Source organism: Hanstruepera sp. CR43 (assembly GCF_055227665.1).
In genome coordinates this window covers 307,665-329,341 of sequence record NZ_CP200078.1, presented here as the reverse complement: position 1 = coordinate 329,341, position 21,677 = coordinate 307,665, and the positions used below count along the sequence as shown (strand labels likewise).

Annotated in this window: 20 protein-coding genes; 10 read left to right on the top strand and 10 right to left on the bottom strand. The window is 35.8% G+C overall.

The genetic code is table 11. The features are described from left to right. Window positions 1-41: 41 nt before the first annotated feature. From ACKXGU_RS01450 to ACKXGU_RS01425, 6 genes are all read right to left on the bottom strand, one after another. A complete protein-coding gene (locus ACKXGU_RS01450) occupies window positions 42-524 on the bottom strand; it encodes a hypothetical protein (RefSeq protein ID WP_463466311.1) in 483 nt (160 codons plus the stop codon). Window positions 525-757: 233 nt separating this feature from the next. Beyond that, window positions 758-1,015, bottom strand: a complete 258-nt coding sequence (locus ACKXGU_RS01445) for a hypothetical protein (protein ID WP_463466310.1) — start codon at window positions 1,013-1,015, stop codon at window positions 758-760. A 15-nt stretch (window positions 1,016-1,030) separates the two neighbouring features. Then, window positions 1,031-1,540: a DUF695 domain-containing protein gene (locus tag ACKXGU_RS01440; RefSeq protein WP_463466309.1), complete on the bottom strand. Its 510-nt coding sequence runs from the start codon at window positions 1,538-1,540 to the stop codon at window positions 1,031-1,033. Between the two features lie 134 nt (window positions 1,541-1,674). Beyond that, window positions 1,675-2,250, bottom strand: coding sequence for a hypothetical protein (locus ACKXGU_RS01435; RefSeq protein ID WP_463466308.1), 576 nt, complete (start codon window positions 2,248-2,250; stop codon window positions 1,675-1,677). A gap of 241 nt (window positions 2,251-2,491) precedes the next feature. Next, window positions 2,492-4,972: a glycoside hydrolase family 95 protein gene (locus ACKXGU_RS01430; RefSeq protein WP_463466307.1), complete on the bottom strand. Its 2,481-nt coding sequence runs from the start codon at window positions 4,970-4,972 to the stop codon at window positions 2,492-2,494. A gap of 238 nt (window positions 4,973-5,210) precedes the next feature. Then, a complete protein-coding gene (locus ACKXGU_RS01425; protein WP_463466306.1) occupies window positions 5,211-5,783 on the bottom strand; it encodes a hypothetical protein in 573 nt (190 codons plus the stop codon). Between the two features lie 319 nt (window positions 5,784-6,102). Between ACKXGU_RS01425 and ACKXGU_RS01420 the strand changes: the two genes are divergently transcribed. From ACKXGU_RS01420 to ACKXGU_RS01405, 4 genes are all read left to right on the top strand, one after another. Then, window positions 6,103-6,777: a dioxygenase family protein gene (locus ACKXGU_RS01420; RefSeq protein ID WP_463466305.1), complete on the top strand. Its 675-nt coding sequence runs from the start codon at window positions 6,103-6,105 to the stop codon at window positions 6,775-6,777. A 143-nt stretch (window positions 6,778-6,920) separates the two neighbouring features. Continuing rightward, entirely contained in the window at window positions 6,921-7,811 is an 891-nt protein-coding gene (locus ACKXGU_RS01415) for a YitT family protein (RefSeq protein WP_463466304.1), read from the top strand. Window position 7,812: 1 nt separating this feature from the next. Beyond that, window positions 7,813-8,388 carry an HD domain-containing protein gene (locus ACKXGU_RS01410; protein WP_463466303.1) on the top strand — a complete coding sequence of 192 codons (576 nt, stop codon included), beginning with the start codon at window positions 7,813-7,815 and terminating at the stop codon, window positions 8,386-8,388. Window positions 8,389-8,402: 14 nt separating this feature from the next. Beyond that, entirely contained in the window at window positions 8,403-9,554 is a 1,152-nt protein-coding gene (locus ACKXGU_RS01405; protein ID WP_463466302.1) for an adenylate/guanylate cyclase domain-containing protein, read from the top strand. A gap of 61 nt (window positions 9,555-9,615) precedes the next feature. Here the strand turns inward: ACKXGU_RS01405 and ACKXGU_RS01400 are convergent, their stop codons facing one another. After that, window positions 9,616-10,323 carry a hypothetical protein gene (locus ACKXGU_RS01400; protein WP_463466301.1) on the bottom strand — a complete coding sequence of 236 codons (708 nt, stop codon included), beginning with the start codon at window positions 10,321-10,323 and terminating at the stop codon, window positions 9,616-9,618. A gap of 203 nt (window positions 10,324-10,526) precedes the next feature. Between ACKXGU_RS01400 and ACKXGU_RS01395 the strand changes: the two genes are divergently transcribed. Both ACKXGU_RS01395 and ACKXGU_RS01390 read left to right on the top strand, forming a co-directional pair. Beyond that, window positions 10,527-12,719: a tetratricopeptide repeat protein gene (locus tag ACKXGU_RS01395; RefSeq protein ID WP_463466300.1), complete on the top strand. Its 2,193-nt coding sequence runs from the start codon at window positions 10,527-10,529 to the stop codon at window positions 12,717-12,719. Window positions 12,720-12,752: 33 nt separating this feature from the next. Further along, window positions 12,753-13,820, top strand: a complete 1,068-nt coding sequence (locus ACKXGU_RS01390; protein WP_463466299.1) for a DUF3667 domain-containing protein — start codon at window positions 12,753-12,755, stop codon at window positions 13,818-13,820. Here the strand turns inward: ACKXGU_RS01390 and uvrA are convergent. Beyond that, the gene (uvrA, locus tag ACKXGU_RS01385; protein ID WP_463466298.1) at window positions 13,817-16,603 is read right to left on the bottom strand and encodes an excinuclease ABC subunit UvrA; all 2,787 of its coding nucleotides are present in this window, start codon (window positions 16,601-16,603) and stop codon (window positions 13,817-13,819) included. The two genes, ACKXGU_RS01390 and uvrA, sit on opposite strands and share 4 nt — an antisense overlap. Before the next feature lie 235 nt (window positions 16,604-16,838). On the opposite strand from uvrA, the gene ACKXGU_RS01380 reads away from it, so the two are divergent. Further along, entirely contained in the window at window positions 16,839-17,423 is a 585-nt protein-coding gene (locus ACKXGU_RS01380) for an RNA polymerase sigma factor (protein WP_463466297.1), read from the top strand. A 243-nt stretch (window positions 17,424-17,666) separates the two neighbouring features. Here ACKXGU_RS01380 and ACKXGU_RS01375 read toward each other — a convergent pair whose 3' ends face one another. Beyond that, entirely contained in the window at window positions 17,667-18,323 is a 657-nt protein-coding gene (locus tag ACKXGU_RS01375) for an endonuclease III domain-containing protein (protein WP_463466296.1), read from the bottom strand. 35 nt (window positions 18,324-18,358) lie between these two features. Between ACKXGU_RS01375 and bcp the strand changes: the two genes are divergently transcribed. Continuing rightward, window positions 18,359-18,811: a thioredoxin-dependent thiol peroxidase gene (gene bcp, locus ACKXGU_RS01370; RefSeq protein WP_463466295.1), complete on the top strand. Its 453-nt coding sequence runs from the start codon at window positions 18,359-18,361 to the stop codon at window positions 18,809-18,811. Between the two features lie 48 nt (window positions 18,812-18,859). On the opposite strand, the gene ACKXGU_RS01365 is transcribed toward bcp, so the two are convergent. Beyond that, window positions 18,860-20,320, bottom strand: a complete 1,461-nt coding sequence (locus ACKXGU_RS01365; RefSeq protein ID WP_463466294.1) for a TonB-dependent receptor — start codon at window positions 20,318-20,320, stop codon at window positions 18,860-18,862. Between the two features lie 91 nt (window positions 20,321-20,411). On the opposite strand from ACKXGU_RS01365, the gene ACKXGU_RS01360 reads away from it, so the two are divergent. Further along, a complete protein-coding gene (locus ACKXGU_RS01360) occupies window positions 20,412-21,176 on the top strand; it encodes an MBL fold metallo-hydrolase (protein ID WP_463466293.1) in 765 nt (254 codons plus the stop codon). Next, window positions 21,173-21,676: a hydrolase gene (locus tag ACKXGU_RS01355; protein WP_463466292.1), complete on the top strand. Its 504-nt coding sequence runs from the start codon at window positions 21,173-21,175 to the stop codon at window positions 21,674-21,676. The genes ACKXGU_RS01360 and ACKXGU_RS01355 overlap by 4 nt, the downstream gene beginning before the upstream one ends. The last annotated feature ends 1 nt before the right edge of the window (window position 21,677 follow it).

The window sequence follows — 21,677 nt, the reverse complement described above, 5'->3', positions numbered from 1 at the left end:
AAGATCTAAATGAGTTATACACGGTGTTGTGCACTGCCATTTTATTTTATTATTTCTACAACATTTCTGTTTCGTTCTGAAATCAAATGAGAATTTTCCTTGTTCACAAAGAATTTGGAATTTGTCCAATTAATGAAATCAGTATTTAAATCCGCTAAATAATATTGTCCAGAAATCTCAAAATCAATCATTGCCATTTGAAATTTATGAATACTGTTCAAGTCAAACAGAGTTTTTCTTAAAAATCCCGTTAATTCTGTCGGGCATTTTGGGTTTTCAGTCCACGTTTGGTATTCAGGTCCAAAAATTTCTTCTATTGTTGATGTGTAAAACGAAATATCAAACCAATTAAATCCTGTTTCAATCGGTTCATTTTCGTGTATATTAAAGGTCTTAAAAGGAATAGTATAATTTTCTAAACTTAAAACCCACTCGTGTTCAAAATTTTCAATATCTATAGTTGTTAACTCAAAATTTCTATCAAATGGGCCATCAACGTTTTCGAGAGACTTTATATAATCCATGTACTTTTTTATCGGCTCCATATTTGCACCAGGACAAACTTGAATGCATAATTCATAAAACCCTCCACGTCTCAAATTTTCATTTAGAAATATGTCTTTTGTTTCAGTCAATATGTTTTTCCTTGGTTGCGCACAGCGGTCTCGTATAACCGTCAGTTACTGGATTAAAGTTAATGTTTTTCGGTTTAGCATTTAGCGAGCAATGGATTATAGCCGTTGTTGTAGGTAGTTTTTTATTTTATTAAATACGCTAATATTATTGCTATTGAAATATAAAATATTATTCCAAATATTCTTATTTCAGATGCTTGCTTGATTTTACGTTCAAATCCGAATTTTTTAAATCGTTCTATTTCAGATTCATTAAAGTCGGTGTTTTTCCATTTGTTGAGTTTAGCAAAACCAACAGGAATGAAAAAGAACCTTAAAGCTTCTGAATTACTCAAAGGTTCATTTTTGCGTTTTTCTGCATTTTTTTGTTCAAGGTTCATTCAGTCAGCTGTAATTTATTTCAGTTCGAGTTCGTAACTCTTTAAAATTCCAGTATATAATTCCCATTCAATATCCTTTCCATTTGTAATTTCAATCGGCAGTTTTTTAAATTCCGACAAAGCTTTGTTAATCCATTTTAGGAATTCAGGTACAGATTTAGTGTAGAAAATAGATGAGCGAATTCCATTGTGTGTATAAACGATTGTCAATACAGACTGTAAGTCAGGTTCCAGAATTTCAATTAGTGCATCTTCAACTTTTTGCATAAAGATATTCTCTTCAGGCGTTGGGATTCCGTTTTCAGTCTCCGTTTCAAATGTCCAAACGAATTCAACGTGTTCCGTGTATTGTTTTGAGTCAATAAAATTCTTTAAATGCTGTCTTCCACGAATAATTACTGGCTTTCCATTGTTTTCGGTTTCTCCTCCAAACCAAGTGTCATTAAGTTCTAATTTATTCTCTTTTGATTGAGAAAATAAGGAACCAAAATTCAGTATTAATATTAATGGTAAAATGTTTTTCATCGATTTGGTCAAAATTACCTACAACGGTGTGTATGATTTCGTTGCGTGTGCAAGCAACTAACTTACTAAAAATGGAACGGACCAAAGGAAAATCCAAAGGATTTTCCGATTAGGCTAGAACCAAGCAATTATTTTTACACGATGTTTGTACTTGTTTTTCTGTTTAAAACTTTAATTCCAAGTGTTATTAAGACTACTATTAACGCAATAAAAAATATACTTGTTGAAATGCTTTTTATAACAGAAAATATGTTAGTTGTATAAACTACAGACCCTTTCAATTCGGGATAGTTTTTAAGTATTATGATAATTCCGATATTTTCCAAATAATCTGCAATTCCGGCAATTATTGGTAATAGGCAGAGATAAATATACGGGGAATTTAATTTTTTCAATTTTTTCAAAAAATATCCCAAAAGCAGACAGTAAGAAAGTCCGAATAGCAATGGGTAAATCATATCAACAGGTATTTGGTTGGTTAGATAGGTCAAACGTCCATTTTCTCCAAGCGAAGTAAATAATTCACTTACATAATTCAAATCATATCCTGTGGGCATCATATCCAATAATTTCATTCCGTTAGAGAATTCCATTGTTTTGGGAATTGTAACAGTCAGCATAAAGGTGTAAACAAGATTGGTCAAGATAAAAAGCCCTAAAACCTTTTTGCCTGAAATATTCTTTTCTATGAATTTTATTAATCGTTTCATTTTTTTAAATGTAATATAACGTTCAGTGTATGGTATCGTAAGGGATTGCGAGCTTCAAACCTATCAAGTTACCACCCAACTTTGATGCGGGTGATAATGCTCGAAAACCTCTGAAGCTCTTATTTCCTATACACATTGTTAGACTATCGTGCTTTTAGTTGTCATCAAAAATAATTTTTCATACACCACTTTTAATACAACCTATATTAAGAACTCAAAAACCATCGTAAGGTTGGTATTACTAATTTTTAGCAAAGAATTTATATACAGCTCCCTTTTTAGTTTCAAAATCGAACAAACTAGTGACAGGCAATTCCAATGCTTTCAGATCCGCTTTTTGACTCACGATTGGGGACTTTATCTCAGGAACTTGGAAAAATGGATTAGGATTCTCCGAACCTTCTTCAACCGTTTTTAATTCCATTTCCCCTGTTAACGTGTTCGTTAAACGCAGACGACAATTCCCTCCCAAACTTGAATACACCACGAGTTCCCTTACCTGCCCATTGTTCCAGCTAAGGTCAATTGTAAAACCTCCAACGGTGCGTAAGCCTTTTACAGAACCTTCGGACATTTCCTTTGGTAGTGCAGGTAGCAAATAAATGCAACCATCATAGGACTGCACTAACATTTCGGCGATACCCGAAGTACAACCAAAATTCCCGTCAATCTGAAACGGAGGATGGGCATCAAATAAATTAGGGTATGTTCCTCCATTGGAGCCTTTCTTCTCTTTTGGAGCCGGCGATAACTGGTCTTTTATGAGTTTAAATGCACGATCACCATCTAACAAACGCGCCCAAAGATTCACTTTCCAGCCCATTGACCATCCTGTTGATTTATCACCTCGGTAAATTAGTGAGTTTTTTGCAGCCTGAAAAAGTTCTGGATGTGCAAGTGGCGAGATTTGATTAGAAGGAAACAAACCATAAAGATGAGACACATGACGGTGCTTATCATCTTTTCGATCCCAATCCTCCAACCACTCCTGTAATTGAGCATGTTGGCCAATCTGCATAGGCGGTAACAACGATCTTTTTTTCTCTACTATTGAAGCAAAGTCAGCATCTACGTCAAGGATCTTGGCCGCAGTAATCAGGTTTGAAAATACATCAAACACCAACTGATTATCCATTGTGTTTCCTGCGGCCATTGATGTACCAAACGGGTGTCTGTTTTCTGGCGACATACTTGGGGTAACAACCAGATAACCATTAGTGGGTTTCTCCTGAAGCACCTGGCTATAGAACTGCGCAGCACCTTTAAGGATAGGATAAACTTCCTTAAGAAATTTAGTGTCTCCTGAATATTGGTAATGATACCAAAGATGCTGGCTCAACCAGGCTCCTCCCATTGGCCACATACCATAAAAAGCACCATCAATAGGCCCTGTTATTCGCCAAACATCAGTGTTGTGATGCATAGCCCAACCTTCAACACCATACATATCCCTGGCTGTTTGCTGCCCCACTTCAGCCAAATCATGCAACATTGAAAAAAGCGATTCGTGCATTTCTGGCAAATTCGTGGGTTCTGCCGGCCAATAATTCATTTCAGTATTAATGTTAACTGTATATTTACTATCCCAGGCTGGTTTAATCTGGTGATTCCAAATTCCTTGTAAGTTAGCTGGCTGCCCGCCCGGACGAGAGGATGATATTAACAAGTAACGACCAAACTGAAAATAAAGGGAAACCAACTGGGGATCGTATCCCGAATTAAAGTCGACAATCCGCTGATTCAGAGGGTTGAGTATTGAGTCTGTAATTCCCAAATCTAGCTCAACCCGATCAAAATAAGTTCGATAATCAGCTATATGAGCTTGCTTTATCTCATTATAATCCTTTGAAATAGCCTTGTTTAGATAGTCCTTTGCAATTTGAGATGCATCGCCCGAAATATCCTTATAATTTTTGAAGTTTGTTCCTATGGATACAAACAATGTCAATTCATCAGCATTTTGAATAGTGACAGTATTGCTTCCCGCTTTAATGGTGCCACCTACAGCAACAGGTTTAACAATTGTTTCAAATTCAACCTTACCGGTTTTATTATCCATATCGCCACTTTTCCCGTTCATCACCAATTGCTCTCCATCCACCGTTACACTGAATATTGAATGAGGAGAATCAGCTTTTAACATACAACTTATTTTCCCATTTTCAGAAGCAGAAATACGCATAACTATAATTTGGTCAGGTGCTGAGATAAAATATTCTCGATTGTATTGAACGCCATTAAGCTTATAGTGTGTAGAACTAATAGCGTTTTTAATATCCAACTCACGATAGTAACTGCTTACGTTCTCATGTCCTGGAAAATCAATATACAAGTCTCCTACTGTTTGATAAGGCATTCCGTAGTTATTCCCCTCAGGAGCATGCCTAGGCACTCGAGACATGGTAATTTGCTCGGCCTCTTTATATTTCCCTTCGAATATTAGTTTACGTATCTGGGGTAATATCTCCTTAAATCCTTTAGGCAGATTATTACCGGGTTCTCCGGCCCAAACAGTCTCCTCATTAAGTTGCAAATGTTCCTTGCTTACCGTTCCAAAAACCATTGCTCCTAATCGACCATTTCCAAGAGGCAGCGCCTCTTCCCAAACTTCAGCCGGCTTATCATACCATAGTTTTAACAGATTTGTTTCTTGCTTTTTACTCTCAGAACATCCTAAAAAGCTAAGTGCAACTACTGTAAGTATTAGATGAAATTTCTTCATATTTATTATAGAATTTACAATTCGTCAAATATATCCAATTAAATAAAAGGTCAAATTTAGTTCATAGTTGTAAATCGTTAGGCACTGTCGCCCTGCATGAAGCCTAACGGTTTTGGCTATGGTTTCGTTGCGTGAAAATCCGCGAGGATTTTCCGCAGAAAACCGAAGATAGCAAATTTGCGAGGACTTTCCGATAGGAAAGTCGGAAGCAATGAATTATAGCCATTGTTGGCAATAGTTAATTCTTTCTGTATTCTGAATATTTCTTATAAATTTCCTCTTTTTCCTCTTTACTTGTTCCTGGGAAAGCATGTATGCAATTTGGATTTTCATATGCCAAATCAAAAAATTCACCACCTCTATTCAATTCATTTTCATTGAAGTAATAAATTCCACTTAACCATAGAACTTGGCATCTGGTCATTGATAAATACAATTCCTGTTCTTCAGTATTATTTTCGTTTTTCAGCCTTTTTTCTATTTCAATTTTTCCTGCTTGAAGAATTTCTAAAGTCAGTTCTTTATCAATAAGTGAATTATAATAATCGTCCATTAAAAACATACTATACCAAAAGTAATCATGAATGTTTTTGTAATCCGTTGACTTTAAATACTCAAACATGATTTTTTTAAATTCCGTTTTATCATGAGAATTGAACAATTCTTCAAATTTTTCAGCTTTTTTCTTTCGAGAACTTTTCCCTATTTCAGCTTGAACATTATTAAGTTCTTTGAAGTCTTCAATAGATATTTCTTGTGAAATAGCAAATGAGCTCAAACACATCAGTAAAATAAAAAGTTTGTATTTCATATTTCTATAATTATTGCCAACTCGTTATATGTGGATAAATATACTCATTTTTGGGTGCTATTTTCGGGATAATAGGAACTTTTGTTCCAACTTAACGGGTATCAATTTTGTATAATAAGTTTGCTTTTGGAGGCTCATGATTGCATATAATTATTTTTATTATGGTTAACAGCACACGGCTTTTTGGAGATAAGCCGTAGATAAGCCGTGTATAAGTCCTGTCAGGGTTATGAGTCCTTAAAGCATGTTAATTAACAGTATTTTATCACAGTTCCATAAGGCTTATTTGTAACTTCCTAACAAACAAAACAATAAGGCTATGGGTTCTACAACAATCAAATCAAGTATCCTGCTTGCGATAGGCTTTTTGGTATGCGCTTGCCAAGGTCAAACCAAACAGGTAACAAGCACCGCCCAATCAACAAATTCGCCAAATGCCATAGTAGGCGGTCCTTTTGAGAATCGTGACTTCATGTTTATTGGCATGCCCCAAAACATTCAAGCAATCGATACTTGTGTAGCTTGGCAACAACAAGGGCAAAAGCTTCTAGTTACCGGAACCATTTATAAACGCGATGGCAAAACACCGGCTCCCAATATCATTTTGTACTACTACCATACAGACGTTTACGGCAAATACCCCAATAGCCAAACCTTAGATAGTCGGGTAGCGCGCCATGGCTATATGCGTGGTTGGGTCAAGACCGACAGCCAAGGCCATTACGCCATTTATACGGTCAGGCCAGCCAGTTATCCCAATACCCAGATTATGGCGCACATTCATCCCGCCATTAAAGAACCGCAATTGGAGCATCCGTATTATATAGATGAATGGGTCTTTGATGATGATCCTTTTCTCACCAATGCCCAGCGAGGTAATATGTCTAATAGAGGCGGCAGTGGCATTTTAAAACCCACTCCAAAGAATGGTATGCAGGTAGCCCAGCACGATATCATTCTGGGATTGAATATTCCCAATTACCCAAGCCAATAGGGGTTAGTGGGCGTCTGTAATAAATTGAGGCAGCTAAAGTAACGAACCATCATTATTTTTTATATTTTAGTGAAGCTATAAGCATAGTTTCCCAAATGTCTACTGTTTACTTCGCAAGGCTACTGCATTTTATATAAGTATCTATGAGTTCAAACAGTTCGGAACCCTTTAGTTTCAAAACCATATTTTCATTCAAATCTATCGCCTTAACCATCATTGGTGTGGTATGTGCCGTGGTAGCCATTAAAGGCTTTATGATTCCCAATCACTTCTTGGATGGTGGCCTCCTGGGAATTTCCATTTTAATTCATGAATTCTACCATATAGACGTGAGCATCCCCTTGGTGGTGTTAAACTTGCCATTTGTGTACATTGGCTACAAAAAAATAGGCAAAAACTTTGCCGCACACGCTTTCTTGGCGGTCATTCTGTTGGGTATTGTTATGAATCTGTTACCGGTTCCTGAAATTACAAAAGACCATTTCCTAACGGCTGTTTTTGGCGGTGTGTTTGTAGGTTTGGGCATTGGGTTTGTTATTCGTGGAGGCGGTGTTATTGATGGTTTGGAAGTCATAGCCGAATATTCCAATAAAAAATTCGGTCTCTCAACCAACGAAATCATCATGGCCATCAATACCACCATATTTCTCATCATTGCATTCTACTTGGGCTTGGAGAAAGCCATGTATTCCATTGTAACCTATTACACAGCATTAAAGGTTTCAGATTACGTGGTCGATGGTTTTGAGAAACTCATTTCACTAACCATTATTTCACCCAATTCAGATTTAGTCAAACAGCTTATAGTCAACGATTTTAATAAGGCTATAACCGTTTATAAAGGTGAACGTGGTAACTTGCCAGGTTCTTTTAACGTCAAGCACGATTGCGATATTATTGTAACCGTGGTTTCCCGTTTGGAAGTCCATAAAATCAAGAAAGCCATTGCACAAGCCGATCCTGCTGCCTTTACCTATGTGCAGAACATAGGTGAAATAAGTGGTGGTATTGTTAAAAAACGTAAAGCACACTAGTATGACCCAAATCGAGTTTCAAAACCTGTATGGTGAAGCGCTGGACCTTTTGGCTGAAAAGCTACCAGAGCATTTAACCTACCACTCTTTGGAGCACACCCTGTATGTGTTTGATAAGGTCATACACATTGGTAAAAAGGAAGGTGTATCAGAAAGCGAAATGGTGCTCTTGAAAATAGCAGCTCTGTATCATGATATGGGTTTTATAAATACCTACAAAGAACATGAACAGGAAGGCTGTAAGATTGCCAGGGCAAAACTAAAAAAATATAGCCTGACAAGTGAGGACATGCAAGCTATTTGCGGTATGATTATGGCCACCAAAATACCCCAGAACCCACAAAACCATTTAGAGGCCATTTTAGCCGATGCCGATTTGGAATATTTGGGGACAGCGCGTTTTAAAATGGGTAGTGACAGATTGTACCAAGAATTGAAATATTTGGACCCATCATTAACAAAGCGAAAATGGAATACCATTCAAAAGGAGTTTTTAACCAATCACCACTACCATACCGATTTTTGCAAGCGCTATAAAAGCCATCGTAAAATCAAAAATATGGAAACACTGGAATAAATGCTATAATCACTATGGAACATCTTAAACAGGACATTCTAAAAACGTTCAAAGCCTTTTGGGGAATTTGGGCAAAACGCGAGTTTGGTAAAGATACACTGGATAAAATTCTTCCCTTTTTGGATGAAAACATCAGTGCTTTTGGAACGGGCGAACACGAATTTGGTAATAGTTTTGATAATGTAAAGTATAACTTTGAGTGTGATTTTACGGAGTTTAAGAACCCGCTCACAATCAACTATCTTTATGAGAATGTCAGGCTATTATCGGATACGGTAGGACATGTTGAAGCGGAAACCCATGTGGAATTCTATGACGATAATAACAATCATTTTAAACTGTTTTTAAGATTTACCAATATTTTGGTGTTTAAGAACAACAAATGGCTGATTTCCCATATACATTTATCCATACCTTCGGAAGACCAAGGCGATGGTGAAGCCTTTCCCTTGGATGCACTACAGGCAAGAAACAATCGATTAACGGCCCTGGTAGAACAAAGGACACAGGAACTAAAGGAGAAAACCCTATTGTTGGAAAAAGAAAAGGATAAAACTGAAAAGTTACTGTTTAACATCTTGCCTAAAAAGATAGCCAGAGAGTTATTGGATAATGGTTATAGTGTTCCGGTGCGTCATGAAAATGTCAGTGTGATTTTTACAGATTTTGTGGAGTTTACCAAGATTGCATCTGAAATTTCACCAAAGGAATTGGTTGAAGAATTGAACGATATTTTCTTCCATTTTGATAGTTTGATAAAAGAACAGGAACTGGAAAAAATAAAAACCATTGGCGATTCCTATATGGCTGTCTGTGGGTTACCAGAACCCCACAACGAACATGCCTTTAGATGTATAGTGGTTGCCAGAAAGATGTTAAACTTCATTGAGGACCGAAATAATAAGCGCCCTATTAAATGGCAAATGCGCATTGGAATCCATTCGGGTCCTGTGGTGGCAGGTATTGTTGGAAACGATAAGTTTGCCTATGATCTATGGGGAAATACCGTCAATTTGGCGAGTCGATTAGAAGGTTCCGGTTTACAAGGGAAAATCAATATTTCGGAGGATACCTATCGATTGATTAAGGAGTCCATACCCTGCGAATATCGCGGAAAGCAAATCATAAAGGGCAATAAGGAAGTTGACATGTATTTTGTCAATTAAAAAAACCCGAACTATCTATAGATCATTCGGGCTTTTTACTAATAACTAACTGTAGGTTAAATTATCTTTTCAATTGTAATTTAGTGTCTTTGTTATCTTTTTTATCTTCTTTATAATAGTAGAAGTCTTCAGAATTATTCCAGTCACTGTCATGCTCATAGGTGTTGCTTCCATATGTATGCGTGGTAGTACAACCTGAAATCCCACAAACTCCACAACTGTTACTAAACGGGCTAACTTGACCATGCGAGTGTACTAACTCACCAAAAACATTATATCTAACATGCAATCCGCCAACCTGAATCAAGCGACTATTACCACGGTTGTATTGCATATAGATACTTCCAACACGTTTCACTTTTCCAAATCGGTCGTAATTGATGAATACATTACCAATGCGTCTAACCTTACCATCGCTGTCATGTTGAATAATAACGCCACGATCTCTTGGAGTTGAAAAATGCACCCGATTGGTAACACCTGGAGCACCAAAGGTAGCATTCACAGAGCCACGTCTAGTTGTGGTTGTGGTGCTTCTGTAGTAGTAATTATTACTGCTATGAAAATCGGTAACTACATGGGTGTTAAAATCGAAACTTCCATCAGGAAAGATCATAAATTCCACACCACGCTCCACAAACATTACCGGTTGTGCATAACGATAGCGCGTCATTAAATCTTCATCTTGAATGCCAGAACGAATCTCGGTTGCTGTTACAGTCGTTAATCCCATTAACAATACTGTAAATAAAAGTACTTGTTTTTTCATAATACTAGGATTTTAAAGATTTTGCCTACTCTTGAGCTTTTCGGCTTACGCTATTTGTTAAGCTAATTTCAATTGTCGTGCCAAAAATGTAATTAGCACGTAATCACACACTTATTGAATTCCTAAAAGTTTCTTTATTATTTTTTGAGGTGATTGTAAGACAAGTGATTTTTTGTACCTTGAAGTGCTATTAATTACCAATTATGAAAAAAATACTAGTAACCCTCCTGTTTTTTGCACTCTCTTTTAGTACCTATTCACAAACCAGACCTCCAGAACTTCAAAAAAAATTGGATTCCCTATGGAGTATTTGGGAGAATACTAAACAACCTGATACAACACGTCTTAAAGCCATTGGAATGTTTGTGAAGGATGGTTACCTAAATTCACAACCAGATTCCGCATTTTATTATGCACAGTTGCAATATGAATTTTCAAAAGAGAAAGAGATAAATAAATATTTATCTAATGCTTTAAAAACACAAGGTATTTCATTTGCTTATCGAGGTGATTTTTCTGCAAGCTTAGAATATTTTCAAAAAGGGTTAAAAATTAATGAAGACTTAGGTGATAAGCGAAATATTGCAGGATTTTCAGATGCTATTGGATCCACTTATAGAATGCAAGACAATAGTTCTTTGGCTTTAGAATATTTTCAAAAAGCTCTTAAAATAAGTAGAGAGCTTGGTGATAAATCATTGGAGTCTATGATCTTATCTAATATAGCCGCTGTATACAATGATCTTGACGAAACTCAAAAAGCAATTGAATATGCTCAAAGTAGTTTAGAAATATATGAAGAAATAGGTAATAAAAATGGAATAGTTGCTTGCTTGACAATTCTAGGTCTACAATATAGTAAACTAGGTAATTATCCAGAGTCTTTAGATAATTACCAACGCGCATTGAGTATAAGTGAAACATTAGGAAATAAAAGAAGAATTGCTGATGTTATGCTAAAAATAGGAATGCTTTATGAGGCTCAAGAAGATTACATAAAAGCACTAGATTATTATAATAAGAGCTTAAAGATATCCAGAGAACGAGGAGATAAATTTGGGCAATCTATGCTTCTCATGGGTATAGGAATATGTTATGCTCAGATGTATGAACACTCTAAAGCAATAGAGTATTTTATGAAGAGTTTGGAACTATATGAAGAAATGGGTAATAAATCTGGAATTACAAGCTCTCTGAATAATATAGGAAAATCATACATAGAACAAAATGACTATACTAAGGCTTTAGATTATTTATACAAAGCACTTAAAATGAGCAAAGAGATAGGAAATAAATCAGTTATTTCAAATTCTCTTAGCAATATTGGTGATATATATAGAATTCAAGGTAACTATTCTAAAGCTATAGTCCAATGTCAAGAAAGTTTACTAATATCAAAAGAAATAGGGCTTATTACTGAACAAATGGGTGCCTGTGAATGTCTTTATGAGACATACAAAGCAATGAAGCATGGTAATGAGGCACTTGATTATTATGAAAAATTGATGATTTTGAGTGATAGTATTAATAATGATGAAAACACCAAAAAAATTACCCAACTTGAAATGCAGTATGAGTTTGATAAAAAAGAAGCTACAACACAAGCAAAACAGGAAAAGAAAGATGCAGTAGCCGCTCAAAAATTAAAACAGCAAAAAACACTGCGCAACGGATTTATAGGTGGTTTTGTGGTGGTGCTGTTTTTTGCAGGGGTATTTTTTACCCAACGAAATCGTATAGGAAAAGAAAAAAAGCGTAGTGAAGAACTGTTGCTTAATATCCTTCCTGCCGAAGTTGCTGAAGAACTGAAACAAAAAGGTGAAGCAGAAGCCAAAAATTATGACATGGTTTCCATTCTCTTTACAGACTTTAAAAGTTTTACCGAGCAGTCCGAGAAGTTGACGGCAGCGGCTCTGGTCAAGGGAATAAATAACTGTTTTAAGACCTTTGATGCCATTTGTGAAGAATACAATATTGAAAAAATAAAGACCATTGGTGATGCCTACATGGCGGCGGGTGGATTACCAGTCCCTGAAGAATCATCAGTAAAAAACACCGTATTGGCAGCTTTGGAAATGCAGGCATTTATAGTAAAACAACACCTAGAAAAATATGCCAAAGGCGAGCATGCTTTTCAAATGCGCGTGGGTATCCATACTGGACCAGTGGTAGCTGGTATTGTTGGTGTCAAGAAATTCCAATATGATATTTGGGGAGATACAGTCAATACAGCCTCAAGAATAGAAAGCAATGGAGATGTAGGGAAGGTGAATATCTCGGAAGCTACCTATAACTACTTAAAAGATGATAAAGATTTTGTTTTCGAAAGCAGAGGCAAAGTACAGGCTAAGGGCAAAGGTGAAATTGAGATGTATTTTGTAAGTTTGAGAAGTTAATCGAGTTGAAATTACATTCCAAGTATAAATTTTATGTCTGATACCAACCATACTACTTGTAAGAATTGTGAAAAGGAATTTGAGAAAGGCTTTGAATTTTGTCCGTATTGTGGGCAAAAAGCTAAAGATGAACTGACTCTTGGAGTTCTGTTTTACAATACAATCAGCAATTATTTTTCATTTGACGCTCGGTTTTTCAAAAGTTTTATTCCTTTAATGATTCGTCCAGGATATTTAGCCAAAAAATTCCTGGAAGGTAAACGCTTATTGTATTTGCATCCTGCTCAAATGTATTTATTCATTTCGGTTATCTTTTTCTTTTTGTTTTCATTTGTTGCTCGCGAACAGGAAGAGAGTATTGACAAGGCTTTAAAGCGTGATTATGAAAAAGCGAAAAAGGTTATTGACACCATTTCTGAAAAAGGATTAGATTCTACTCAAGTGGCCAAGTTGATGAAACCTTATGACGCTAATAAAGGAAAGTTAGGTCTAAACGAAACTGAACTCAAAGGATTGGATTCCATTATAAAAACGGGAGGCAATACCAAACCCAGTATGAATTTTGGGTTTGATGAAAATAAAATAGATTCCTTAATTGATATAGGTGCTTCAGATAAAGTTATATACAAAGAAATGGGAATGGATGATGACGCTGGTTATTTCAAAAAGCGATTTTATGCGCAAATGCTGAAGTTTTATAAAACCAAAAGTGGAGGTTCGATACTCAAGGCATTTTATGATACGATTCCCATTGCCATGTTTTTTCTATTGCCAATTTTTGCTTTCATCCTGAAACTGTTTTATTTCAGAAAAGGTGCGTATGCCTATCATTTGGTGTTTAGCTTTTACTTTTTTTCCTTTTTGTTTACGGTTTTCAGTGTGTTGCTGCTACTCAATTTTGCCTGGGCTGATTTCCCTGGTTGGATTACATTCCTGATTATGATTTCAACGTTTATCTATTTGTTTATTGCCTTAAAACGATTCTATGATCAGGGCTGGTTTTTAAGCTTTCTAAAAAGTAGTATGGTAACCTTTACGTTTTTTGTGTTTCTGTTTCCAGCCTCATTGGCTGTACTTTTCGTAGCGTTTTTATCGTATTAGAGTTTATCCTTTAGATAAATTCCAGTGATGGATTGTGTGTTGGCAACAATTTCTTCGGGAGTACCTTGTGCTACTAACTGCCCGCCATTCTTACCGCCTTCGGGACCAAGATCCACGATGTAATCGGCACATTTTATCAGTTCCAGGTTATGCTCAATCACGATAATAGAATGTCCTTGATTGATAAGTGCCTGAAACGACTTTAAAAGTTTTTTAATATCATGGAAATGCAAGCCCGTTGTAGGTTCATCGAAAATAAACAAGGTGTTGGCTCCTTTGGAACCTTTTCCTAAAAATGATGCTAGTTTAATACGTTGAGCCTCACCACCTGAAAGTGTAGAAGAGCTTTGCCCTAACGTCACATAACCCAAACCAACATCCTGTAGTGGTTGTAGCTTGTTTTTTATTTTGTCTTGTTTGTGCTTTTCAAAGAACGATATGGCGTCATCTATGGTTAAGTTTAAAATGTCATCTATGCTTTTGTCTTCAAAAGTAACTTCCAGCACTTCTTTTTTAAACCGTTTGCCATTACAGGTTTCACAGGTAAGATGCACATCAGCCATAAATTGCATTTCAATGGTCACTTCGCCTTCGCCTTTGCAGGTTTCGCAGCGTCCGCCATCAACATTGAAGCTGAAGTGTTTCGCTTGATAATTGCGAATTTTACTCAACTTCTGATTGGCAAAAAGTGCTCTGATATCATCATAGGCTTTGATATACGTTACGGGATTGGAGCGCGAAGAGCGGCCAATAGGATTCTGGTCTACAAATTCGATTTGACTCACATTGCTGAAATTTCCTTTCAAATCAGAGAATTGCCCAGGTTTATCGCCAAAATCGGTTAATTTTTTTTGAAGCGCAGGATACACTATTTTCTTAATTAGAGTACTTTTACCACTACCGGAAACACCTGTGACCACAGTTAGCATGCCTAAAGGCAAAATCACATCAATATTTTTGAGGTTGTTTTCTTTGGCTCCAATAATTTCAAGGGCGTATTTTGATGATCGCCTTGTTTTAGGAACTTCAATTTCAATACGACCATTCAGATATTGAGCTGTGAGTGATTCTGAACTTAAAACATTTTCATACGTACCAGTGGCAACCACTTGACCGCCAAAGGTTCCTGCTTCGGGACCAATATCGATAATTTCATCTGCAGCTTGCATAATATCTTCATCATGTTCTACTACAATGACCGTATTGCCTAAATCACGTAATGATTTAAGAACGCCAATTAGGCGTTCAGTATCCTTTGGATGTAAGCCAATACTGGGTTCGTCTAAAATATACATGGATCCAACTAAACTGCTGCCCAATGAGGTGGCTAGATTAATGCGCTGGCTTTCTCCTCCAGATAATGTATTGGATTTTCTGTTAAGTGTCAGGTAATTTAATCCCACATTTGTTAAGTAGCTCAATCGGTTTTCAATTTCTTTTAATAGTCGCTGTGCCACACCCATTTCATAATCAGAAAGCTCCAATTGTTTGAAGAATACACTTAACTCGTCAATTGGCATATCTACCAGGCCCGTAATGGTAGCACCGCCAATTTTCACATAATTAGCTTCAGGTCTTAAGCGCTTTCCGCCACAAACTTTACATTTTGTTTTACCGCGATAACGGGACAACATTACTCGGTTTTGAATTTTATAGGCTTTAGATTCCAATTCAGCAAAAAAATCATTCAACCCTTCAAAATAGTCGTTGCCATTCCAAATGAGTTGCTTGTGTGCTTCACTTAACTCAAAATAAGGTTTATGTATTGGGAAATCGAATTTGTGCGAATTGTTTACCAATTGATCCCGATACCAACTCATGCTGTCGCCGCGCCAAGGAAAAATGGCATTTTCATAAACTGACAACCCTGTATTTGGAATGATCAAATCTTCGTCAATGCCTATGACATCGCCATATCCTTCACATTTTGGACAGGCACCATAAGGGTTGTTGAAGCTGAATAAATGAATGTTTGGTTCCAAGAAATCCATGCCATCCAACGAAAAGTTATTACTGAATGGGTGTAATGTATTATTGGATAATGTTTCTATATAGCAAGATCCCTTGCCTTCAAAAAAGGCTATTTGCACGGCATCAGCCAATCGATTGTAAAAATCGTCCTCATCTTTTTTAATAATTCGGTCGACAACCAAATAAATATCATCCGTAATATCTTTTTTAATATCTATTTCATCAATTCGGAATACGGTATCATTAACTTTAATTCTGGCATACCCTTGTTGATTTAGCACCTTTAACTTATCCTCTAATTTCCTCCCATTTTCGAGATGGATGGGAGCCAACAATAATAATTTTTCACCTTCAGGAAAATCTTTGATGTAATTTAAAACATCTCTCACGGTATGTTTTTTGACTTCATTTCCAGATTTCGGTGAATAGGTTCTGCCAATTCTTGCAAACAACAATTTTAAATAATCATAAATTTCTGTCGTTGTGCCAACAGTAGAACGCGGATTGGTAGAATTGACTTTTTGCTCAATGGCAATAGCAGGAGCAATGCCCTTTATATAATCAACCTTTGGTTTATTCAAACGTCCTAAAAATTGTCTGGCATAACTTGAAAGACTCTCTACATAACGTCTTTGACCTTCTGCATAAAGGGTATCAAAAGCTAAACTAGACTTTCCAGAACCAGATAAACCCGTAATAACCACTAATTTATTTCGAGGAATGACAACATCAATATTCTTTAAATTGTGCAGTTTGGCACCTTTAATAATGATGTTTTCTTTAGGGTTTACGTCTGAAATATTAGGAATCATAGGGTTTATTAGAGCAATAATTCTGCAAAGATACTACAAGTTATTCATCTTATAAAAAGGATTTTACGGCGATATTTAACAATAAAATTGTGATTTTTTTTGCTTTTTAGAAAATATTGTTGTTATATTTGAAACGTATAATACTAAAAATCACGACAGTAGCCTATAAGCAAAACATTACTTTTTAAAATTTTTAACCCCAACCCAGAAAGTTTTCTGGTAAAAAGTAATGATTATGCAAAACGAACTTATCACAGATGCTACTTTAGTTTCAAATTACATTAGAGGAGATGAACGCGCCATTGAACTATTAATCAATAGGCATAAACAACGTGTTTACAGTTTCATTTATTCAAAAGTATTTGACCGTGATGTGGCTGAAGACATTTTTCAAGATACTTTTATTAAAGTAATCAGAACCCTCAAACTTGGTAAATATAATGAGGAAGGCAAATTTCTGCCTTGGGTCATGCGTATTTCCCATAATTTGGTTATTGATCACTTCCGAAAAAATAATCGGATGCCTAAATTCAGTAATACTGGAGATTTTAATATTTTCTCTGTTTTAAGTGATTCTTCTTTGGATGCTGAAAAAAGCATTATAAAAGATCAGGTAGAACATGATGTGCGTCGTGTTATTGAAGAATTACCTGACGATCAAAAAGAAGTATTGATCATGCGTATGTACAACGATATGAGTTTTAAGGAAATATCTGAAAAAACAGGCGTTAGCATCAATACAGCATTAGGTAGAATGCGCTATGCGCTCATCAATATGCGAAAGATAATTGATAAACATAATATAGTTTTAACAAATTAATACAATAAATTAAAAATATGAGCGTTAAGTAAAGTATAAGAACCAAAAAAATGACTTAAATGGCGAAACTTTACTCTAAAAAAAATCCTCAAAAGCAACTTAATCTGAACCCAAAAGAAGAAACGGTTAATTTTCTTCTTAATTACTCGAAGGCTTTAAGTGTTATAAATTGTAATAAGATGAAGTTTGAAGCACTTCTCAACTAAACTTTGAAAAAGTCCTGATTAGTCTCAGGACTTTTTTTTATCTCTTTTTAGAGTAATAATCTTTCAATACCGATTTTCTTCCAATCCTTTTTGTTATGACATCTTTTTCCAAATCCCAGCCTCGAGCAGGTGAATACTCACGACCATACCATATAATCTGTAAATGAAGATCATTCCATAATTCTTTTGGAAACAGACGTTTAGCATCCTTTTCTGTTTGTACAACATTTTTACCATTACTCAAACCCCAACGATACATAAGGCGATGTATATGGGTATCTACGGGAAAAGCTGGAATGCCAAATGCTTGAGAAAGCACAACAGCTGCTGTTTTATGACCAACTGCCGGTAAGGCCTCTAAAGCTTCATAAGTTTGAGGGACCTCTCCCTGATATTTTTTGATAAGTATTTCAGATAGCCCATGAATACCTTTACTTTTCATTGGAGATAGACCGACAGGTTTTATAATATCCCTAATCTCATCAACCGTCAATTTAACCATATCATAAGGATTGTCGGCTTTTTGAAATAATAATGGTGTAATTTGGTTTACACGAACATCAGTACTTTGGGCTGACATTAATACAGCTATCAGTAAGGTGTAAGGATCTTTATGGTCCAGTGGAATAGGAATATTGGGATAAAGTTGGTTTAACGTTTTTATAACGAAATCTACCTTTTCTGTCTTGGTCATAAATTGTATTTTTGGTAAAAACAAAGTTACACATTATGACACAATTGAAACCAGGTGACAAAGCACCAGATTTTAAAGCAAATGACGAACAGGGAAACACGATTTCATTATCCGATTACAAAGGCAAGAAACTGGTATTGTTTTTTTATCCAAAGGCCAATACACCAGGCTGTACAGCAGAAGCCTGTAACTTAAGCGATAATTATGAGCAATTTAAATCTAAAGGTTATAATATTTTAGGTGTGAGTGCCGATAGTCAAAAAAAGCAGTCTAATTTTAAGAATAAATTCAACTTTCCATATCCTCTTTTAGCTGATGAAGATAAAGCAGTCATTGAAGCTTATGGGGTTTGGGGACCTAAAAAATTTATGGGTAGAGAGTTTGATGGGATTCATAGAACAACTTTTGTAATTGATGAAAAAGGCATAATTGAGGATGTTATAACCAAAGTCAAGACTAAAGAGCATACCAATCAGATTTTGAAATAAAAAAAGGGAACCCAGAAGGCTCCCTTTTTTTAATATGCAATAAGTATTTTATAGGTCATCTGGATGTATCAATTCTTCTGTTTCAAATCCAAATAGACTTTTTTCCTTAATTAATTTGGCAACACCTTCAGGTAACATGGCTTCCCAGCCATCTCTACCAGCATTGATCATTTTAAGTACTTTTCTGGAGAAAACAGTTAGGTTAGAAGCATCGTAGTCAGTTATATCCACAACTTTACCATTATATTTAAAGAATTTGTACAATTCTTTCATTCTTGGGTGGACTTTCAGGTTCTCGCTGGTTGTTAAACTACCATCATCATTTTTCATTGGATATAAGTACACACGTAAATCCTTAAAGAATAGTTTTCCAAACGCTTCCAATATACCTCCGCTCAAATGACGATAATATTTTTCGTCAAAAATATCAACTAAATTGTTGACACCCATAGCGAGTCCCATACGACTTTTGGTATATTGAGAAAAGTATTCTACTAATTTATAATACTCCTGAAAGTTTGAAATGAGTACCGTTTGTCCAAGTGAACATAGTAGTCTGGCTCGATCCATGAAATCTTGCTCATCTATTTCACCTTCAGCCCTTAAATTGGAAAGTGTAATTTCAAAGACCACCTGTGTTTTGTCTTCATCAACCTTGTTTTCTTTCACGAACATTTCATAGGATTTTTTGAACATGTCCATATTCACTTTGGTAACAGGTCTGAAGCTTCCTCTTAATGCTAGGATGTTTCTTTTGTAAAGCACTGCTGCAGGTAATACATTGTTTCCATCTGGAGAAAACATAACCGCATCAGTCATGCCATTTTTGACCAATTGTAAACTCATCAAGCGATTATCAACTGTCTTAAAAACCGGACCATCAAAATTTATAGTATCAATTTCTAATTGATCTTTGTCAAGATGGTCATATAAGTAACGTAGTAATTTTTTAGGTTCATTATATTTATAAAAAGCACCATAGATTAAGTTGGTACCTAAAACTCCCAATGTTTCTTGTTGCAATCTGGCATCATTTTCCTTAAAGCGAATATGCAGGATAATTTCATTGTATTCCTTTTCGTGTGGATCAATTTGATAACGAATTCCAACCCAACCATGACCCTTATATTTTTTAGCAAAATCTATTGTGGCTACTGTGTTGGCATAGGAGAAATAAAGCTTGTTCGGATGCTTTTCACGAATTAAGCGTTGTTCAATGAGATTGATTTCATGATTCAACATTTTTCGCAAGCGCGCTTCGGTTACATAACGGCCATCATCTTCAATACCATAAATGGCATCGCTAAAATCTTTATCGTAAGCAGACATAGCCTTGGCAATAGTACCAGAAGCACCACCAGCTCTAAAAAACTGTCTTACAGTTTCTTGGCCAGCACCAATTTCGGCAAATGTTCCGTAAATGTTTTCGTTTAGATTAATGCGAAGTGCTTTGGTTTTTAATGAAGGAACTTCATCAAATTCTCTGTCACCTTTTAAGCTAATTTCCATTGTAAATTGGGATTAATTCTTAATTACAAAGGTATTAAATTACCATGTTAAACAAAAAAATAACCCTATTTTTGTTTTCAAATCTCAAGCATTGAAAGTAACGTTTTTAGGGACTGGTACATCTCAAGGAATTCCTGTAATTGGAAGTTCTCATCCAGTATGTTTAAGTAATAATACAAAGGATAAACGCTTGCGGGTTTCGGTTCTTATAGAATGGGATCATTACACATATGTAATTGATTGTGGACCTGATTTTAGACAACAAATGCTCCGAGCCAATTGCAGTAAAATAGATGGGATTATTTTTACTCATGAACACGCAGACCATACGGCTGGATTGGATGATATTAGACCCTTTGTCCATAGACAAGGCGATATGCCCATTTATGCCCATAAACGTGTGATTGGTGAGTTGGAAAAGCGTTTTGATTATATATTCGAAACCGAAAACAGGTATCCGGGAGCACCTAGTGTTATTAAAAACTGCATCACCAATAATGCCTTCGAAATTGGGGGGATATCTGTTGAACCCATAAATGGTATGCATTATAATCTTCAGGTTTTTGGTTATAGGTTTCAGGATTTTGCCTATCTAACGGACATGAATTCTATAGCTGATGAAGAAATGCTCAAATTGCAAAATCTGGATGTTTTAGTGATAAATGCGTTACGAGTAACATCACATCCATCTCATTTTAATCTCGATGAAGCCTTGGCGGTTATCGATCAATTGAAACCCAAACGTGCTTACTTAACCCATATAAGCCATCATTTGGGCTTTCATGACGACGTGCAACAAAATTTACCCCAGAACGTTTATTTAGCCTACGATAACTTACAAATCACTATATCATGAAGAACAGAATTTTTATGTATTTGTTTATTTTTGCTTTACTACTTGTGGTATTTCAATATGTAAACTCAAAAAATATATTGGAAGATTATGAAAATAAGCTTACCAAAAAAGAGTTGAAAAATGAAAAATACGCAGATACCATAAATGACCTGCGTGACAGAATTTTGAACTTGTCTGAATTTTCAATAGAGGAGAGTGAACCTGCCATGTCTTATTTTGAGGAACAGGGTTATAAAGTAGATAAATTAATTCCATTCATTAAAGAAGAGCTCTACGAACTCAACACGGTAAAAGGGGATGAGCATCCCTTAATTCCATACCCATCCTTAACTGGAGGCAAAATGTTGATAAATTCCATTCGAGTTCTCAATCACAAATGGATTATTGCTAATTTTTCTGATGGAAAATATTGGGGCGAAGTGTTTTTGACCTATGATTTGAGCGAAGAAGAGCAATTAACCTTTAAAACTGTAGAGTCGTTTATTTATCCGATTCGATAAA

Coding starts and splice junctions, on each gene's coding strand:
- ACKXGU_RS01450 (WP_463466311.1), bottom strand. CDS start 524: ATGGATTATATAAAGTCTCTCGAAAACGTTGATGGCCCATTTGATAGA.
- ACKXGU_RS01445 (WP_463466310.1), bottom strand. CDS start 1,015: ATGAACCTTGAACAAAAAAATGCAGAAAAACGCAAAAATGAACCTTTG.
- ACKXGU_RS01440 (WP_463466309.1), bottom strand. CDS start 1,540: ATGAAAAACATTTTACCATTAATATTAATACTGAATTTTGGTTCCTTA.
- ACKXGU_RS01435 (WP_463466308.1), bottom strand. CDS start 2,250: ATGAAACGATTAATAAAATTCATAGAAAAGAATATTTCAGGCAAAAAG.
- ACKXGU_RS01430 (WP_463466307.1), bottom strand. CDS start 4,972: ATGAAGAAATTTCATCTAATACTTACAGTAGTTGCACTTAGCTTTTTA.
- ACKXGU_RS01425 (WP_463466306.1), bottom strand. CDS start 5,783: ATGAAATACAAACTTTTTATTTTACTGATGTGTTTGAGCTCATTTGCT.
- ACKXGU_RS01420 (WP_463466305.1), top strand. CDS start 6,103: ATGGGTTCTACAACAATCAAATCAAGTATCCTGCTTGCGATAGGCTTT.
- ACKXGU_RS01415 (WP_463466304.1), top strand. CDS start 6,921: ATGAGTTCAAACAGTTCGGAACCCTTTAGTTTCAAAACCATATTTTCA.
- ACKXGU_RS01410 (WP_463466303.1), top strand. CDS start 7,813: ATGACCCAAATCGAGTTTCAAAACCTGTATGGTGAAGCGCTGGACCTT.
- ACKXGU_RS01405 (WP_463466302.1), top strand. CDS start 8,403: ATGGAACATCTTAAACAGGACATTCTAAAAACGTTCAAAGCCTTTTGG.
- ACKXGU_RS01400 (WP_463466301.1), bottom strand. CDS start 10,323: ATGAAAAAACAAGTACTTTTATTTACAGTATTGTTAATGGGATTAACG.
- ACKXGU_RS01395 (WP_463466300.1), top strand. CDS start 10,527: ATGAAAAAAATACTAGTAACCCTCCTGTTTTTTGCACTCTCTTTTAGT.
- ACKXGU_RS01390 (WP_463466299.1), top strand. CDS start 12,753: ATGTCTGATACCAACCATACTACTTGTAAGAATTGTGAAAAGGAATTT.
- uvrA (WP_463466298.1), bottom strand. CDS start 16,603: ATGATTCCTAATATTTCAGACGTAAACCCTAAAGAAAACATCATTATT.
- ACKXGU_RS01380 (WP_463466297.1), top strand. CDS start 16,839: ATGCAAAACGAACTTATCACAGATGCTACTTTAGTTTCAAATTACATT.
- ACKXGU_RS01375 (WP_463466296.1), bottom strand. CDS start 18,323: ATGACCAAGACAGAAAAGGTAGATTTCGTTATAAAAACGTTAAACCAA.
- bcp (WP_463466295.1), top strand. CDS start 18,359: ATGACACAATTGAAACCAGGTGACAAAGCACCAGATTTTAAAGCAAAT.
- ACKXGU_RS01365 (WP_463466294.1), bottom strand. CDS start 20,320: ATGGAAATTAGCTTAAAAGGTGACAGAGAATTTGATGAAGTTCCTTCA.
- ACKXGU_RS01355 (WP_463466292.1), top strand. CDS start 21,173: ATGAAGAACAGAATTTTTATGTATTTGTTTATTTTTGCTTTACTACTT.